Raw genomic sequence first — 17,953 nt, forward strand, 5'->3', positions numbered from 1 at the left:
ATCTGTGTGTCAGCAGGTCAGCAATTATTCGGACCTGCCGGGATACCGGGCAAGAATGTCCGCGATTGTCGCAAATCCTACTGACGTGCTGACGTGCTGACACCGCATGCGTCTTTGAAAACAAGTTCCCAGAGAAACCGAGCGATGGAAAACGCAGCTTTAGAAATGATGACTGAACGCGAGGCGATTCAGGTGGAACCCAACCTGCCGTCGCAATCGTTCGACCCAGCCCGGTATGGCATCGAGGGCACGCTGATGCTGGGCACCAACGAATATCGCTGGTCAGTTTGGGATGGACAGCCGTTGGGAAAATACATCGCGATGGACACCGAAACGACGCTAGCCGACAAGCATGAAGTACCGCAATTGGCAATGGTCAGTGTCAGCGACGGTTCACAGCATTACCTGCTGAAACCGGAACAGCTGCCCGAATTGCTGCTGCAACACCTGCCGAACGATCATCATCTGGTTTTCCATCATGTGGCATTCGATTTTGCAGTTATCGACCGACACCTAACCGAGACGGACGCGTCCATCGCACGCAACTGGATGTGGGCGGCAGTGGATCAACACCGAATGCACGACACAATGCTACTAGCTGCCCTGGTGACGCTCGCCCAGCACGACGACGACCGTATGCCGAGTCTACACGATGCGGTCAAGGATTGGTGCGGCTACGAATTGGAAAAAGACGCCTTCCGCCTGCGATTCGAAGAAACCATCGGCGAGGACTGGCATTCCATTAACTCGGGGTTCTTGCGGTACGCGGCGGCCGATGCCATCGCGACGTTTCAGCTGTTTGCGAAGCTGACGCACGCGGCAAACCGCATCTGCAGACAATTCAACCTGCCCCGGCAGTTTGGTTTTCTAACCGAGGCTGTGCAGGTGAAAGCCGCTGTCAGTTTGGACTGCATCCATCGCAATGGGCTGCACGTTGACCTGGACCGAGCAACCGAGCTGAAACAGCGAATCGATGCCGACATTCAGCAAGCTATTGAAACGATGGACAGGATCGATGCGGAACTGTGGCACCGCTACAAGAAAACGAGAGAACTGAAAATCAACCGCAATTCCGGGCTACCGCGACTGAACCAGACGAAACTCTTGGAACATTTCGCGACGATCGCAGCTGAATGTCAGCTGAGCATTCCGACGACGCGAACGGGAAAGCTATCGACTTCGGTGAACCATTGCTGGTGCCAGTTCCGTGACCGGCACCCTTTGATCGATGCGTACTGCCGCTACACCGAACTGACCAAATTAAGGGCGTTTTTCGACGGCCTGCAGCAGCCACAGATTCACCCCAAGTACCGAGTGATGGTTCGAAGTGGAAGAACAAGCTGTAGCGGCCCCAACATTCAGCAACTGCCTAGCAACAGCCCCGTACGCGAAGCGATCGCCGCTCGCCCCGGACATTTGTTGTTCATCATCGACTACAACAGCCTGGAACTGCGGACGCTGGCTACGGTTTGCCACCAACAGATCGGATTTAGCAGACTGAGGGACGTGTTGATTGAGGGCATCGACCCGCATAGCTACGCCGCGGCAATGTTTGCCGGGGTGACGCTGGAGGAATTCAACGCGTTACCCGACAAAAAGCAATTGCGGCAACGTGCAAAGGTTTTCAATTTTGGACTGCCGGCTGGGTTCGGCGCCGCCGCTTTGGTCGAGCACGCGAAATTCAGCTACGGGGTGGATCTGACGCCGTCTGATGCTGAACGGTTCATCAAGCTACTGACCCGAAAAGTCTACCCCGAGTTAGGCCTGTATCTCGCCGAGGATACTGCTGCAATCATCGCGAAAGCGTTGCAGGCAGATGTAGTGCAGGTGCGCGCCACTTGGCCGCAGCCATTCCACCTAGGGATGTTGCGGAAGATCCTTGCCGATAACCCACGCAAATCAGATGGCACTCCGTATCAGCAGCGAACCATCGAACGGGTTTGGCGGCAACTGGCAGGATTGTGCGGGAATTTAGCGATAACGCCGCACATCGAGCAGCGGAACACGGCCCCCGACTCACCGTTGCGAAAACTACTGCACAGCAGCGTCACCACAACCACCGGTCGCATGCGAGGTGGCGTGCCATTCACCGCGGCGAAAAACACTCCGTTTCAAGGATTGGCTGCCGACGGGTGCAAGCAGGCGATGTGGGATCTGACCAAGACGGGCTACCGTGTCGTGGCTTTCATTCACGACGAATTCATCATCGAACTGTCGAAACACGACGACATCGACCGAGCCGCAAAAGACATCGCCCGAATCTGCAGCGAATCGATGCAACCGTTTGTACCGGGCATCCCCGTTCCCTGCGAATACGCACTGACCGAACGATGGCACAAGAGTGCCGAAGCTGTTTTTGACACCGCTGACCGCCTTCAAGTGTGGCAGCCCAATTGAGAGTGAAAAACATGAGCGACGTGTTTGAAAGTCGAATTGAACTTACGCATCGTCTCCGGCGCGAGAGTCCGGCGAGGTGGCATGAAGCCTGCGAATTTCGTGGCGCCGTTCGCAAAAAGGCGAAAGCCGAAGGATTTACCCGGAAAGCAGCCAATGATCGGGCTTGGAAAGAAATGGCTCACGAATTCCCGCCGCTAACAGACGCTCAAATTGCCGCCTACCCATCTGTCGTCTGGGCGACGCTGGGGCTGTTTCCAATCCAATTGCCACAACTCGATGCAGATGGTGAGCCCAAGCTCGCCCACATTGACTTTGGGATCAAGATTGCGATTGCGATGCTACACGCCGATTCGAATCGCTCAATGTCTGCACGGATTCAGACCACCGAAATCGCGACGGGACACCTGATTGCAAGTAAAGCAGAAAATGAGCTGCGTCAATTGATTGCACTTGCACTTGCGAACCCTGCAGGTTTTCTGGTCGGGCCAGCGCTCGTGAAGCTACGTGCCGTGGCCGGTCGGCTATCCGATGGAGTCGACAGAGATCTTAGCGACATCGACGCCAAATGGGTCCATTCAATCCTTCGATCGCTAGAACGCATGACCACGCAGAACGTATTCGATGTTGTTCGGAGTGACTTTGCTATTTCATAGCGGCCCGGGATCCACAAGAAAATCATTTGAACGCGTCCCTCGCGGGCGCACGCGCGCGGAATGGGAGTTCTTGCGACTGAATCGGTGTGTACAAGCACAGCTTCCAGTACGTTGTAAAGTGCAACGGCTAGTCCGACGGGACGAAAACCGGCATCACCACCGGCCCGCCGTTGTGATTCTTTCTTGGTGAAAGTGAAAAGGTGATTCACGTGGCGACCGTACGCAAACGCCCCAACGGCATTCTAGAAATTCGCTACGTGGATGCAGACGGCGAACGCCGCAGCCTGTACCCCGGCAAGGTTTCCAAACGAGACGCAGAAACCATCTGCGGCAAAGTGGAACACATCGTCAGCCGACAAATTGCCGGCAGTGATCCAGAACCGAACGTGGCCCAGTGGCTAGCTGACCTTCCCGAGAAACTGCACAACAAGCTGGTGAAAGCAGGACTGGCCGCTCCGAGGGTGCAACCCGAACCGGAGCCGAAGCCCGAACCGGACCTGGCACCGACGTTGAAGCAGTGGACCGACAACTACATCGAGAACCACCCCGGCAAGCCCGGAACTATCGAGCAGCTGGAAATCACTGCACGCAGTCTGTGCAAACGGTTTGGCGATGACCGCCGCATTGACGACATCAACGCGGGGGATGCCGAGGATTATCGGAAATGGCTGCAGACGAAAGGCAACGAACGGAAGAAGTACAAGACTGGGTTAGCAGAGGGAACCGTGCGCCGCCGGATTGGCCGGACGAAGCAGTTTTTCAATGCTGCCATCAAGCATCAGATTATCGATCGCAACCCGTTCGCAGACGAAGCGTCAGCCGTCACCGGAAATGCTGACCGCCTGTTCCTTGTTCCTGCCGACTGGATTGAAACCTGCATCCGAAAAGCTGGCTGTGAGGATTGGCGAGTCATGCTGGCCCTGGCCCGCTACGGCGGTCTGCGCAGCCACGAAACTCGGATCCAGCGATGGGAGGACATCGACCTACCCAACAACCGGATGATTGTTCGCAGCAACAAAACCCCTCCGATTCGGAGCTGCCCCATTTTCCCCGAGTTGCGGCCGCACCTGCTGCGGGCAAAGGAAATGGCCCCCGAGGGTGCCGAGTACGTGCAGAACCGCTACGGACAAGATGACAACATCCTGACCGCCCTGGGACGAATCATCACGAAGGCCGGGCTGGTGCCGTGGCCGAAGCTGATGCAGAACCTGCGCGCAACTCGCGAAACCGAATTGCTGGCCCGCTATCCAGCCAAGGACGTGACCAGCTGGTTGGGGAACTCTCCCGAAGTCGCGAACAAGCACTACGCCATGACGATGCAGGCGTCGTTTGACCGCGCTGTGGCCGAAGGTGCCAGCATCGCGGGGGTAACGTGTGGGGTACCTGAAAAAGTACCCCCGAAAGTACCCCAGACATTGCAGGACAAGCCGCCGTTAAATGAAGACACAAAAAAAGCCGATGCGAAAAATCCCGTAAATAACTGGGAATGTCTCGTATCGGCTTTGGCTGACTTGCCCTTAAGCTACCCCGCTAGGACTTGAACCTAGAATGACTGAACCAAAATCAGTAGTGTTGCCAATTACACCACGGGGTAGTGACTTGCGTCTGAGGCGGAAGTTTAGCAACTGATTTCCATCTGCTGAATAGGAGTCGGCAAGAACTTTTCAGGTTCGCGAGGGAAAATTTGTCGCAGGGGGGGATCGGCGGCCGCAAATGGCATGGAATTTTTTCTCGGCATCGGCGAATTGGGCTGGCGGACGACGCCGAGACTGGTTTTGCGGCAGAATACGTGGGTGGGCGCGGGAGCATCCGCGGTCGACCCTCCCTTCCGAGGTTAGGCGGTGATTAAGACGTTGAACGTCACCGGGTTTCACTACTCTCCCCAGCCGCCTGAACCACAAGGAGGTCTTTGCTCACGGATGGTGTGTGGTCGGGGATCCGTGGGTTCGCGCTGCTATCCGTGGGATTCTTAGTTTTCCCAAGACTTCTACTCCGAACGCATCACCTCTTCCAGGGAGGGTTTTTTTCACGTTCTACCGATGCATCTCGACGCACTCGGCCTTCTTGGAAATCGAGGGATTCCGTTCGTCACGACGCCAGGCCTTGCTCGGTTTCGCCATTGGACTCGGCGGCGAAATCGAGGGGGTCGGGCATTTTTTCGCGGGTGATGTGCAGATCGTGCAGGAGTGCTGCGGCCGAGTTGTATGCTCGCAAGTACAGCGTGTAGAACACCGGAACAAGGAACAGGACCAAACCGGTCGCCAAGCACAATCCGAACGCCAGCGAGGCCGCCATCGGGATCAGCAACTGGGCCTGGAAAGAACGCTCCAGCATCAAGGGGATCAGTCCGGCGATCGTCGTCAGACTGGTCAGCAGGATCGGCCGGAAACGTCGCTGGCCGGCATCGGCGAGCGCTTCGGTCGGCGGATAGCCTTCGCGGACACGCACGTTGATGAAGTCGATCAGCACGATCGAATCGTTGATCACCACTCCCGAAAGCGCGACCAGTCCGAACATGCTGAACAGCGTCAACGGCAACCCCAGAATCGCGTGCCCCCAGACCGCACCGATCATCCCGAACGGCACGATCATCAGGATCAAGAGCGGCTGGACGTAGGAACGGAACTGGATCACCAGCAACACGTACATCGCAATGATCGCGATCCCGAATCCCGTCATCAAGCTGCCCACCGACTCGCGACTCTGTTCGGCTTGGCCTTCCCAACGCACCTGCACGCCGGGGTACTTTTTCGCCATCTGCGGCAGGTAGTTGGCTTGCAAGTCCGCGATGATCAGCGACGAGTTGGCGGTTTTCCAATCCAGATCCGCGCTGATCGTGATCGATCGTTGTTGGTCGACACGGTTGATTTCCGAAAAGCCGCGTTTCAGCGTGACTTCGGCGAGCTCTTCGATCGGGTGTTCGTTGCCGGCGGGATCGCGGACGCGGATTTCGCGAAAATTCACCAGCGAGCGCCGTTCTTCCTGCGGGTAGCGGACCATCAACTTGACTTCGTGTCGCCCGCGTTGCAACCGCATCGCTTCGGCACCGAAATAGGTGTTGCGAACGGTATTGCCGAGATCCATGGGCGTGATCCCTGTGGCCAGCGCGCTATCTTTGACGCGAAACTGGAATTCCCATTTTCCCGGCGTGTTGTCATCGGCGATGTCGAACACGCCATCATAGGTGGCCAGTTGAGCTTTGACCGCATCGGTGGCCTGCAGCAACTGTTCTTCGTCGTCACTGTCGGCCAGCAATTTAAACTCGATCGGTTTGCCGCCCGGGCCGACTCCGACGCTGCCGTACGTGACGCTTTCCACCCCGGCGAACTCTCCGGATTCGGCACGCCACATCGCCAGCAGATCCTTGCTGTGGATGTTGCGAATGTTGGTGTCATGCAGCTCGGCAAAAATCTGTCCGACGCTGCTTCCCGAACCGCCGCCGCCGGCCGGGTTTTGCGTGTTGGTCGTGTTGCCGACTTCGCGATAGGTCAACCGCACGGGGCCGGAGATGACATCGTTGCTGCCGGGATAGATCGATTTGATGTCGGTGTTTTCTTCCTCGGCCCGGGCCTGGGCGATGCGCCGGCTGACCCGACGGAGTGCACGTTCCATCTCCCGTGTCGCCCGATCGGTTTCGATCGCCGGCGTGCCATCGGGAAACACGATCACCGCTTGCAAGAAGTTGTTGTCCGATTTGGGGAACAAGATCGAAGGCACGATGCCGCCGCGGATCATCCCCCAAGTGCCCAGCGCCATCATGATCGAGACGGCGATCGGGATCATCGGGTAATGCAGGCTGAACTTCAGTGCCGGCGTATAAAGTCGGTTGCACACGAAGTTCAATCCGCTGGCGAATCGTTCTCCCAACCACGCCAGCAGCAATCCGAGCGGCCGCAGTGGATAGGAGAGGATCTCCAGCACACGAAAGAACCCGGTGTGCGAATGTGCCAGGTGACTCGGCAAGACGAAGATGCTTTCCCACAGGGAGATCACCAGCATCGCGATCACGGCGAACGGGATCACGGCCATGAATTTGCCCATCACACCCGAAACAAAAAACATCGGTGCAAACGCGATGATTGTCGTCATGATGGATGCGGTCACGGAGGGGAATACCTCCATCGTGCCATCAATGGCCGCCTGTTTACGCGTTTTGCCCATCTGGCGATGCGCGTAGATGTTTTCGCCGATCACGATCGCATCGTCGACAACGATCCCGAGCGCGACCAGGAAGCTGAACAGCGAAAGCATGTTGAGCGTCTGGTCCCCTAAGGCCAGCGCCGCACCGGCGCCCAAAATCGAGACGGGGATTCCCAACGCGACCCAGAACGCGAGCCGCATTTCCAGGAACAATGTCAGCACCAGGAACACCAACAATAAACCTTGAAGCCCATTGCGTCGTAGCAGATCCAACCGCCCGCGGACCTCGGTGCTGGTGTCGCTCCAGATTTCGAATCGATACCCCGCCGGAAGCGATTTGTCGGCGACGTAGGCTCGGACGTCGCCGACCATCGCCAGCAAGTCTTCGCTTTTGGAGCGTTCGACGTTGACCACCATCGCCGGTTCGCCATTGATTTCACCGACCATGGTGGAATCTTCGAATTCATCTTTCACGCTGCCCAGGTCGCCGACGGTCAGCACCACGCCGTCGGCCCGTGTGACGATCGGCAACCGTTCGATTTCCTCGCCGACGCGGCCCTTGTTTTTGGCCCGCAACAGGATCTCCTGGCCTTCGGTCTTGAGTTGCCCGCCGGGCAGTTCCACGTTGTGGGTCCGCAAGATCTCGGCCACCTGCGTCAGGGTCAGATCATGGCTGCGGAGTGTCGCTTCGGGAATCTCGACATCGATCTGGTAGGGCCGGGTGCCCATGATGGACGCCGACGAGACGGTCGGCAGCATCAGCACATCGTCGCGAATCCCCTCGGCGATCTCTCGCAGCTTCAGTTCCGCCTCTTGGGAGCGGTCTTGCGGGCCGATGATCCCGATTCGGATGGCGGCGTCGCGAAACGTGATCTGTTGGATCTGGGGGTCTTCGGCCAATTCGGGAAAGCTGGGGATGCGATCGACTTCGCGATCGATTTCCGCCATCACCTTTTGAACATTTTTGACGTCCGACCGAAGCTCGGCCAAGACGTACGCGCCGCCTTCGCGGGCGATCGAGGTGACCTTTTTGATGCCGTTGATCGACCGAATCGATTCTTCCACCTTTTGACAGATCGCTTCTTCGCAATCCTTCGGTGTCGCACCCGGATAAGGGACGGTCACCATCACGACTTCGAGTTCAAATTCCGGGAACACTTCCCGGCGCATTTGCATCAACGAGAGCCCGCCGATGGTCATCAACGCCATCATCAACACGTTCATGCCGGGCCCGTTGGTGATGGCCCACGTGATCAATCGTCTCATTCTTGAATCTCTGCTCGCGCCGGCAGCCCTTCGGGCGGAATCGAATCGAGGGGCGACACGACGACATAGTCGCCGCTGGCCAAGTCGGACGTGTCCGATTCGCAGACCCAAACGCGGTCGGGCGACTGTAGCGACGGAGCCAAGTTGCTGTCGAGCGCTTCGGCGTCCTGAAGCCTGAGCGAGTCGATCGGGAAGACGGATCGTGAGTACTTGACGATACCGGCTTTCCAGTCGGCGGGGTCAAAGGGCGGCTCGTTGGCGAGGTCCCCGGCATCGGGCGTGTCGTCACCGGAAGGAGCGTCGTTGGCCGTGGGGGCGTCATCGGCCGCCGGCGTTGTCGCCGCAGCAGCCGACGGTGCCGCAGCAGCCGATGGTGCCGACTCCGCCGTCTTTTTGGCCGCGGCGATCCGCTCGGCTAACACCGATTCGTCTTCATGAAACTTCCACACCCGATTACCCGGGCGGAGCGCTTTGGCGGGAATCACGACCAGTTCGGACTTCGGTTGCAACTGCAATCGGACTCGGACGAACATGCCGCGCAACAAGGCGTTGGTGCGATCGGCGACTTGTTGGTCACCTTTTTGGTCGATGTAGTGTGTCGGGGCGTCGACCAGCAACCGCACCGGCACGGTACGCGTGTTGGGATCGATGCCGATGCCGTCATAGGAAACCAGGGTTCCTTTCCAGCGGTGAACGGTTCCGGGGCGGCCGGCGACTTCGTACTCGATGATCGCGTCGGTTTTGGGCAGGTCATAGGCGGCGGCCTGCGTCGAGCCGTCTTGGTCCAACACCCAATGCAGTTGGTCCATCCGCATGCTGGCGGCGACTTCGACTTTCCCCGTATCTTCAATTGTGACCAACGTCGTGCCGCGATTGACAAACGAGTTCACATCGGCTTCTTCACTGACGATCACGCCGCTGATCGGGGCCGCGATGACGCAACGTTTTAAGTTGACTTCGGCGACACGCAACTGGGTCGCGGCGAGCTGTTCGGCCGCTTCCAAACGCAGTCGGCGAGAGCGCAACAGGTCCAGCTGATTTTCTAGCGTCACGAGTTGTTGATTGGCTTGCAGCAGCGCGCTTCGTGCCTTGTCGACTTCGGCTTGACTGGCAAACGTCTTCAGTGCCGTCTGGCGATCCACCTCCTTCTGTTGCAGTGTGACATCTTGGCGAGCGATTTCGATGGACCGCTGGGTGTTCGCGATCTCCTGGTCGTTTTCACTGATCGCGCGGTACTCGCGATCGCGTTGGTTCTTCAGCCGTTCGACTTCCCATTGGTAGTCCTCCGGATCGATTTTCATCAGAACCTCGCCCTCGGTCACGATCGAACCGGCTTCGCAATTGGCCGATTTTTCGATCACCGTTCCTGCCACTTCGGATGCCACGCGGGCTTCGCGAAAGGGGACGACCGTACCATCGATCACCAGTTCGAGTTGTTGGCCGGTTTCGGCAAGCGAGCGGACCTTGATGACACGGGTTGCCGGCAGCGACTTCATGATGGCGGTCGCCGACGTGTCCGGCGGGGGCACCGGCTTGGCTTCGGCCACACCGAGCGAGCGTACGATCAGCACTCCGCCGAGCACCAACAGGACCGGGATGGCGACGTTGAACAGCAGGAACAGATCCCAGCGGCGTGGAACGGAAAAATGATGGGGGGAAGCCGCCGAGTTGATGACGTCGTAACCGCTTTGACCGCCGGTTTTGGCAGGTTTGGGTGGGGTTCCCGCACCGCCCGTCTCGTGGGCGGACGAATCGGCGTCCTGGGCTCGTTCGGATTCTGCTCGTTCGGTTTCTGTCGTCAGTGGCATTGGCGAGCGGCCCATCCAATCATTTGAGTGTGAGAAGCGAAGAAGGTCGTTGTCATCTGGTCGCAAAAGTATAACTCGGGGGCCAAATCGAGCCCGCGGCATTACGCCACAGAGGTTAGACGTGGCGGTCAAGCACCAGGCAGTGCGGCTTCGGCAAGGCGGCGGATTTCCAGCGTCGACAGTGAACATTCATTCGCCAAGCGACGTGCGTCGTCGTCCTCCACCTTGACCCGTTTTTTGCCGCTGGGCAACGTCACCGACTTTGCCTTGACCGGCCCCAACGAAGTCTCGATCGTGATCGATTCACGCTCCAAAGTTTCGCGGTCGACCGGGTAGCGTCGAATCCCGATCGACGGCGTGTGAACAAAGATCAACTCCTCCAGCGCCGCGATTTGATCGACGCGCGTGATCACCGACAGCACCACCCCGCTGCGACCTTTCTTCATGGTGCACGGCGTTTGGGTGACATCGAGTGCCCCGGCGTCCATCAATCGGTTGACACAATCGGCGATCTGTTCGCCGGTCGCGTCATCCAAGTTCGTTTCCAGTACGACGACCTTGTCATGGTGGACGTGAGTATTTTGTGAGGCTGATGCGCTGTCGGCGCGGTGACCGAGCAACACGCGGAGTATGTTGGCCTGGTCGGGTAAATCCATCGTCCCGGCGCCATATCCGATCGCGTCGACGATCATCGAGGGGATCGGCCCGAAATCGCCGCACAATTCCTTCAGGATCGCCGCACCCGTCGGCGTGGTCAGCTCCTTGGCGATCGAGCAGGGCGCGATCGGGATGCCCCGCAGGATTTCGGCCGTCGCCGGTGCCGGAACCGCCACCAAGCCGTGGTCGATTTTGACCGAACCGGTGCCGGTCGGGACGGGCGATGCCATCGCCGCGGTGATCCCCAGATTGTTGATTGCCACCGCAGCCCCCACGATGTCGGCGATCGAATCGATGGCTCCGACCTCGTGAAAGTGGACTTTTTCCAGCGTGGTCCCGTGCACCTTGGCTTCGGCGACCGCGACATGGCCGAAGATTCGTTTCGCCAGCGTTTTGGCCGACGGCTCGATCTCGCCGGCCGAATCGATCATGTCGGTGATGTGATGCAAGTGCCGATGGGCATGCTCGGGCGGGTGCTCGATTTTCACCGAAACGGCACGAAAACCGCATTTTTTGACGTCACCGGTCACGATCGACAATTCCGGCAACCCCATCGATCGCACCGCCGCTTCGATGGCCGCCGGATCCGCCCCCAGGTCGAAGAGGGCTCCCAGCGTCATGTCGCCGCTGATGCCGCTGAAACAATCAAAATAGGCAAATTTGGTCATGGATGGTCGATCGAGGGGGAAGAGGGAGCAATCGGTTCCCAGGGAATTGGACGGGCGCGCCGGATCACCCATCGCCCCTCCCCTCGCTTCGTTCGCCCCTCCCTGAAAGGAGGGTTTCGTCGGAGGGAGGAGGTTCCCATAACCTGGGAACTAGGAATATGCATCCCGCACGACCGGTTCGTGAAGGTCACCTGATAAGGTCGCTGTACACAGTGATCCGGTGCCGTTATACTCCGCGACCCTCCAAGCGACCATGGATCGCGAGAACCCGGGGAGAGGCCTCGGGGCACAGACACAGAGTACCAGCGTTCGTTCCAGAGCGCCACCCGGTGAGAGATTCCGATGAAAGTTGTCAGCAGCATTGGCGCATTGAAATACCGCCACCCCGATTGCCAAGTCGTCAAACGACGTGGCCGAGTCTACGTGATTTGCAAGAGCAATCCGAAGTTCAAAGTCCGCCAAGGTGGCGCGAAGGTCAAAAAGACCCGCCGCTAGGGTGCGGTTGGCCAGCGAGGGCCGTCGGCTGCGTCAGGCAGGCGTCGGGGATTCACGGGCCATCTGAATGGATCGCAACGATCGGCAGCCGTCTGCGGCTGTCGATTTTTTTGTGCGCGTCATGCACCCAATGTCAGATTCGGGCAAGAAGATTTCGGGGGTAGGAAAATACTGCGATGCACCATCCCCATGACGCGGAAAATCTTCTTAACGCCAAAATTTTCCGACCTCTGCACCCCGGCACCGGGTCCTGACAGGTCGGTGCAAATCAGAGGAGGGAGGGCAGAATGATTCGGGGCAGAATGATGACCTGCCCGTGCGTTTGTTTCCAGGCCGCTCTCCATCCGTGGGTACGCCCTGCCATCCGTGGGTTGATTTCGTTTCCTCCGGATCCAACCCACCGCTCACCGCCTCGGGGCGGATGCCATTTCGATTCGAGTTTACCTTCAAAGCTTTTCGACGTACGCGAAGTAGGCGCCGAAGACTTCTCCCGAGTCGGTTTGGAAGGTCGCACTCATCGTCGTCGTTTCGGGCTCCAGGTCCAACTCAAAGACGACTTCCTTGGCCCCTGCGGGAACCGCGGCCGACTTTTCGATCTGGCCGATTTTTAATGTCGCTTTTGCGGCCGCCACCGCCTTGCCCGGCGTTTCTCGGAACGCTTGCTGTCCTGGTACCGGTGCGCCGGGATCCAGCGGGCTTGCGATCGGGTGATCGACTTCCTGGGGCCAGCGACGCAAGCGGACGACGTACTTGCCGCCTTCGGTGATTTTGACGTTCCAGAATCCGGTGTTGGCGTCACCGTTCATCGCGGCTCGGACCTGACTTTGATTCCACGGGGTCATCCGCGTGGTGATCCAGTCGTGGCTGGTCAATCGTGCCGGGTTGTCGGCGGGGTGTCCCAGATGGATCGCGGTCGATTGGTCAAAGGTCGGCTCCAATTCCGCCCACCAATCTTCATAGAAGTTTCGCAATCGTTCGACGACATTCGGATGCTGGGTCGACACGTCATTCTGCTGTCCGGGGTCGGCATCGATGTCGAATAACTCCTTTCCGTTGCACAACCGCCAACGGTCGGTCATCACGGCGGAGCTTTTCCATTTGATCGGGTCTTTGACGCGTTGCGAGTCGGTGACCAGGATTCGATCGGGCCAATCGGTCGCTTGATCAAAGATCAACGGCGAAATGTCGACACCATCAAAGCGAACGCCTTCGGGCGGTGCGACGCGGCACATCGAAATCAAGGTCGGCAACACGTCGACGTAGCCGGTCAATGTATCGACGTCGCGTCCTCCGACCAGTTTGGCGTCGGGCCATCGGATGAACAACGGCACGCGATGTCCCCCGTCATAGTGGCTGCCTTTCTTGCCACGCATCCCGGCGTTGAAGACCTTGTCGCCTGACGAGGTGCCGTTGTCGGTGGTGTAGATAAAGATCGTGTTGTCAACGATCTTCATGTCTTCCAACAGCCCGAGCAGTTGCCCGACGTTTTCGTCGATGTTGGCGATCATGCCGTAAAAATTCGCCAGGCCGGTGCCCAGGTTGGCGTACGGTTCGCTGTACTTTTCGGGAGAGTGCATCGGTCCGTGTGGCGCGTTGGTTGCGATGTAAGCCAGAAACGGTTTTCCGGAGGCGTGCGAATCACGAATGAATTGTTCCGCGTAATCGAAAAACACATCCGTGCAAAACCCCTTGACCGGAGTCACCTTGCTGTTGTGCCAGTAGGATCCGTCGAAGTAGGCGTTGTCCCAGTGATCCGGGGTCTGGCCGACACCTCCGCCGCCGTGCCGCATCACTTCGGTGAACCCGCGATCCTCGGGCCGGTAGGGGTAGTTGTCGCCCAAGTGCCACTTGCCGAACATGCCGGTCTCATATCCGGCTGACGAGAACACGTCGCCCATCGTGACCTCGTTCTCCCGCAGCATCGATCGGCCCATGATCGTGTGCCACACGCCGGTGCGGTTGGTCCAGTGGCCGGTCAGGAAGGCACAGCGGGTGGGGGAACAGGTCGGCGCGACGTGGTAATCGGTCAACCGCACCGAATCGCGATGCAGTTGATCCAGGTTGGGCGTTTGCAGGATCGGGTTCCCGTGGCAGGACAAATCGCCATAGCCTTGATCGTCCGTGATCACGATCACAACGTTGGGGCGTGTTTGTTGCGCTGAAGCCGGTCCGCCGGAAAAGAGTGTCACCGAAAGGGAAACGGCGACCATCCAGGCTGCAACGGTCCGGATCCGGATTTGCAAATGCATTTTCGATCAATCTCTGTCGTGGAGGGGCATTCAGGAGGTGCAGGCGAGCAATGCTCACCGGATGGACGCAGTTTAGTCGATTTGTCGCTGGACTGGTGAAACAGGTTGGAACCATGTCTCACGGTTTTCATGGCATGTCCGGCGTGACCTCGAACGCCATGTCCGTTTGTCGCTGGCGTTCGGCGACGACGTCGTCGGACATCAGCACGCGTTGAAAGAACAGCATCAGCAACGTGCACAGATAACGCCGCCCCATTTCTCGCATCCGCAGATTCGTCGATCCCCAGGTTCGGCCTTCCCAGCGGATAGGGATTTCCTTGATTCTGTGCCCGCTGATCAGGGCGCTGAGCGACATTTCCAAGGTGATGTTGAAATGGCAGGCCCGGTACGGACCGCAATGATCGACGACATCGGCCCGGTAGGCTTTGAACGCATTGGTCAAGTCGTTCATCGGCGTCCAGAACATCCACTGGATCGCCTTGTTGACACAACGATTGACCCACAACTTGACCGTCGGATAGCGTTTGACCTCGGCCCCTTGGATGAACCGCGACCCGAACACGCAATCGTAGCCCTCTTGGATCGTGTCATAGTAACGCCGTGCATCCTCGGGGTGATCCGACCGGTCCGCCATGTAGATGATCACGACTTTGCCGCGAACGAATTGCAACCCGGAACGGATCGCTCGGCCGAAACCGCCGGGAGGCTGGCGGCGCACCAGGCGGATTGTCGGCCAACGCTCACGACGTTTCAGAACTTCCGCCTCGGTCGCATCGCTGCTGTTGTCGTTGACCACGATGACTTCGGTGTCGATGCCCGATTCGTCCACCAACAACGTCATCAGTTCCTCCAAACAAGGACCGATGTTTTCCTGTTCGTTGTAGGCGGGGATGACAATCGACAACTGGTGCCTGTGCGTCCCATCGTCTTGATCCTCGTTGGTCATACGTCGTCGTCACCACGCTGGGTTGCAATCTCGGAGGGTTCCGTGTGGTCGGTGCCGGGGCGGTAAAGATCCACAAAGCAGTTTTGTGGTCTCTGGCGGTTTCCAATGCGTCGTACGTGCGATCCGCCGTACTGGTTTGCCCAGCCCGCGTCTTCGCCTTCCCACGACAGCAACAGAAAGGTGTACGCGAGCGGCTGGTCGCCCCAATAATGCTGACGTTCCTGGCACAACCGCGTTTCACGACCGCTCAAGTAGACGTCGAAAACATAAGACAGATCCGCGTAAAACACGCCCTGCTGCGGTAGGTCGTTGAGGACACCGTGGATGAACGCCGGAGCGTACACCGACGGGTCTTTCCAATGCGTCAAATAAACCCATGTTGTGCGAAGTCCAGCCCCGGGAAGCAACATCAAGACCGCCAAAGACAACAGGACGAAACGAATGAACAACGCGTTTCGCTGTGTCAATCGAGTGCGAAGGTCTTGCCCCAAACCCACCAGGAAGCCGTCCAATCCGATGACGGCCATCGCCACGATCCAAACGAACGGATAGACCCAGTATCCCTTGGTCGGGTGAAGCCCGGCCACCGTGGCCGTCAAGAAAACACTCGACCAGACAAGCGCGATCAATCCCTTCCGCTCCGCGACCGGTAGTGCACAGTGACGCCAGAACAACGCGGTTCCCGCGAGCAACCCGAATGCCATCAGCAGACATTGAAACGGGCCTGCAAACTCGTACAACAATCCGGCGTGATGCATCAACGACGGGATCGGCCAGACGATTCGAGCCGGCAACCCCGGTCCGGCGCGATCGAGCACGTTGGCAAAGAACTGGCTGCGAAACTCATACGGATACGACACGATCAGCGGGATCCACAAGGAAATGACCAACGCGTTTCCGGCGACAAAGCACGCCGCACGTTTGGCTTTTTCCAACACACCGGTCGTGCCGAGCAGCATCGCGACGCCGCCCTGCATCGCAAACACGAGCGCGAACGGGTGAAACAAACCCGCCAACCCTGACAACGCGCCGCTGATCCATGCCCAACGCATTGCCCCGATGGAGCCTCCTCTGCCGCCGGGGGAACGGCCGCTGCGCAGCATTTGCCAGGCAGCCAGGATGGACAACCAGCCCGCCAGCGCGCTCAGCAGATCGGGACGTGTGGTCAGGGCGGTGAACATCAGCGGCCGCGACAGCGAAACGATCAAGGCCGCCGCTCCGGCCGCTGGTGTGCTACCGCCGAGTCGTTTGACGATCCAAAACACGATCCCGATCGTCGCCAAGCCTGCCAAAAACAAGGGCAACCGCGCCGTCGCGTATCCGGGCGGAAAGAGTCCAAAGAACGGCGCCTGGACATAGAACAATCCGGGCGGAAGTGCCATCAGACAAACGTCGGCATTTTCGAACAGCGTCTCCCGATTTCGCGTCGGTACATACGGGATCCGTGGAATGCCTTCGCGCCAAACGGTGAATCCCGGGACCGCGAACCATTGCTCGTCTTGCACACCGGGCTGATGGATCAGCGTGGGCAGTCGCAGCAGCGCGAACAACAGCATAGGAGCGACCAAACACACCACCATCAACAACCAGCGGCGCCGCGCGTTCACGATGAAATCTCCAACCAGTCGGGCGACCGCGAAGCGAATTCGGCAATCTCCTCCAGAATCATGTCCGTCGTTCGCTTTGGCGACCAATTCCAGCAGGATCGCGCCAACGAACTGTCTAAGACGATCCACGGCAGGTCGAAGGGCCGTACTTCATCACTGCCGGCGACGGAACGTTCTCCGAATCGCCGGTCACACCAATGCGTCAATTGGCACAGCGATCGCGAGGATTCCAAACCTCCGCTGACGTTGTTGATCAGCGGCTTGTTGGGATCCGATCCGGCGTCGATCTGCTTGAGCAAAAGATCCGCGACGTCGATCGGGTGCAAACAATCACGGACTTGAAAACCGGTTCCCCGGCATCCGATGTATCGCAGCGGACGTTTGGCCCGATGGGAGTGAATCCAGAAACTGAAGATCCCCTGGTCGGCGCGACCGAATTGGCCGGCACCGGCCAGCACGCCACAGCGATTGACGCGAACCGGAAATCCGAACGATTGGCCGTATTCCAGTGCCAGTGTCTCCGACGCAACCTTTGTCGCGCCATACAGCGATACCGGCGGAGACGTTGAAAAGGATTCGGCGATCCCTTCCGGGCTGATCCCCGCCGGTAGCGTCTGTGACGCATCGAGTTGATATCGATCGGTTGATTCGATCAATGGCAACGCAGCGAGCGGTCGAATCGAATACACCCTCGAAGTACTCAGCAGAATCACGCCCGCGTCAGATCGGCGGCAGTATTCCAGCAGGTTCAGTGTGCCGATCAGGTTGTGCCCGATCAATTGACGCGGCGAACCGTGTCCATCGGTCCCGGCCAAGACGCTGGGCAATGCCGCACAGTCGATCACCCAGTCCACATCGGGGACGGAATCCCAATCGTCGTCGCGGCGGATGTCTGCGTGCAGAAACGTTTCGCAAAGTTGTTCGGCGGCACGGCGATTGAGTTCGCTGCCGGCGCGGATAAAGTTGTCCAGTCCGATCAGCTGGACATCGTCGCGGATCGCTTTGATCCGACGGGCGATTTGGCTGCCGGCAAAACCGCAAATGCCGGTGATCAGGATCTTCAACCG

At 58.6% G+C, this 17,953-nt stretch carries 11 protein-coding genes and 1 tRNA gene; 4 read left to right on the forward strand and 8 right to left on the reverse strand.

All coding sequences use genetic code 11. The annotated features are described in order from the left end of the window. Positions 1-144 precede the first annotated feature (144 nt). From Mal15_RS13720 to Mal15_RS13730, 3 genes are all read left to right on the forward strand, one after another. Complete coding sequence (locus Mal15_RS13720) at positions 145-2,397, forward strand: DNA polymerase (RefSeq protein ID WP_147868291.1); 2,253 nt, start codon at positions 145-147, stop codon at positions 2,395-2,397. 11 nt (positions 2,398-2,408) lie between these two features. Continuing rightward, positions 2,409-3,050, forward strand: coding sequence for a hypothetical protein (locus Mal15_RS13725; protein WP_147868292.1), 642 nt, complete (start codon positions 2,409-2,411; stop codon positions 3,048-3,050). Between the two features lie 209 nt (positions 3,051-3,259). Next, a complete protein-coding gene (locus tag Mal15_RS13730) occupies positions 3,260-4,591 on the forward strand; it encodes a tyrosine-type recombinase/integrase (RefSeq protein WP_147871992.1) in 1,332 nt (443 codons plus the stop codon). Here Mal15_RS13730 and Mal15_RS13735 read toward each other — a convergent pair. From Mal15_RS13735 to larC, 4 genes are all read right to left on the reverse strand, one after another. Then, positions 4,573-4,644 (reverse strand) — tRNA-Gln (locus tag Mal15_RS13735). The genes Mal15_RS13730 and Mal15_RS13735 overlap by 19 nt on opposite strands. 494 nt (positions 4,645-5,138) lie before the next feature. Continuing rightward, complete coding sequence (locus Mal15_RS13740) at positions 5,139-8,456, reverse strand: efflux RND transporter permease subunit (RefSeq protein WP_147868293.1); 3,318 nt, start codon at positions 8,454-8,456, stop codon at positions 5,139-5,141. Next, the gene (locus tag Mal15_RS13745) at positions 8,453-10,264 is read right to left on the reverse strand and encodes an efflux RND transporter periplasmic adaptor subunit (protein WP_167546803.1); all 1,812 of its coding nucleotides are present in this window, start codon (positions 10,262-10,264) and stop codon (positions 8,453-8,455) included. The genes Mal15_RS13740 and Mal15_RS13745 overlap by 4 nt, the downstream gene beginning before the upstream one ends. Positions 10,265-10,392: 128 nt before the next feature. Then, entirely contained in the window at positions 10,393-11,589 is a 1,197-nt protein-coding gene (gene larC, locus Mal15_RS13750) for a nickel pincer cofactor biosynthesis protein LarC (RefSeq protein ID WP_147868295.1), read from the reverse strand. Positions 11,590-11,931: 342 nt separating this feature from the next. On the opposite strand from larC, the gene ykgO reads away from it, so the two are divergent. Further along, the gene (gene ykgO, locus Mal15_RS13755; protein WP_094417406.1) at positions 11,932-12,084 is read left to right on the forward strand and encodes a type B 50S ribosomal protein L36; all 153 of its coding nucleotides are present in this window, start codon (positions 11,932-11,934) and stop codon (positions 12,082-12,084) included. Between the two features lie 446 nt (positions 12,085-12,530). On the opposite strand, the gene Mal15_RS13760 is transcribed toward ykgO, so the two are convergent. The 4 genes from Mal15_RS13760 to Mal15_RS13775 all read right to left on the reverse strand — a co-directional run bounded on the left by Mal15_RS13760 (position 12,531) and on the right by Mal15_RS13775 (position 17,950). Beyond that, complete coding sequence (locus Mal15_RS13760) at positions 12,531-14,333, reverse strand: arylsulfatase (RefSeq protein ID WP_147868296.1); 1,803 nt, start codon at positions 14,331-14,333, stop codon at positions 12,531-12,533. A gap of 127 nt (positions 14,334-14,460) precedes the next feature. Continuing rightward, positions 14,461-15,279: a glycosyltransferase family 2 protein gene (locus Mal15_RS13765; protein WP_147868297.1), complete on the reverse strand. Its 819-nt coding sequence runs from the start codon at positions 15,277-15,279 to the stop codon at positions 14,461-14,463. After that, positions 15,276-16,886 carry an ArnT family glycosyltransferase gene (locus Mal15_RS13770; RefSeq protein ID WP_147868298.1) on the reverse strand — a complete coding sequence of 537 codons (1,611 nt, stop codon included), beginning with the start codon at positions 16,884-16,886 and terminating at the stop codon, positions 15,276-15,278. Before Mal15_RS13770 ends, Mal15_RS13765 begins: the two co-directional genes overlap by 4 nt. Continuing rightward, positions 16,883-17,950, reverse strand: coding sequence for an NAD-dependent epimerase/dehydratase family protein (locus Mal15_RS13775; protein ID WP_147868299.1), 1,068 nt, complete (start codon positions 17,948-17,950; stop codon positions 16,883-16,885). Before Mal15_RS13775 ends, Mal15_RS13770 begins: the two co-directional genes overlap by 4 nt. Positions 17,951-17,953: the final 3 nt, after the last annotated feature.

Source organism: Stieleria maiorica (assembly GCF_008035925.1).
Lineage (GTDB): Bacteria > Planctomycetota > Planctomycetia > Pirellulales > Pirellulaceae > Stieleria > Stieleria maiorica.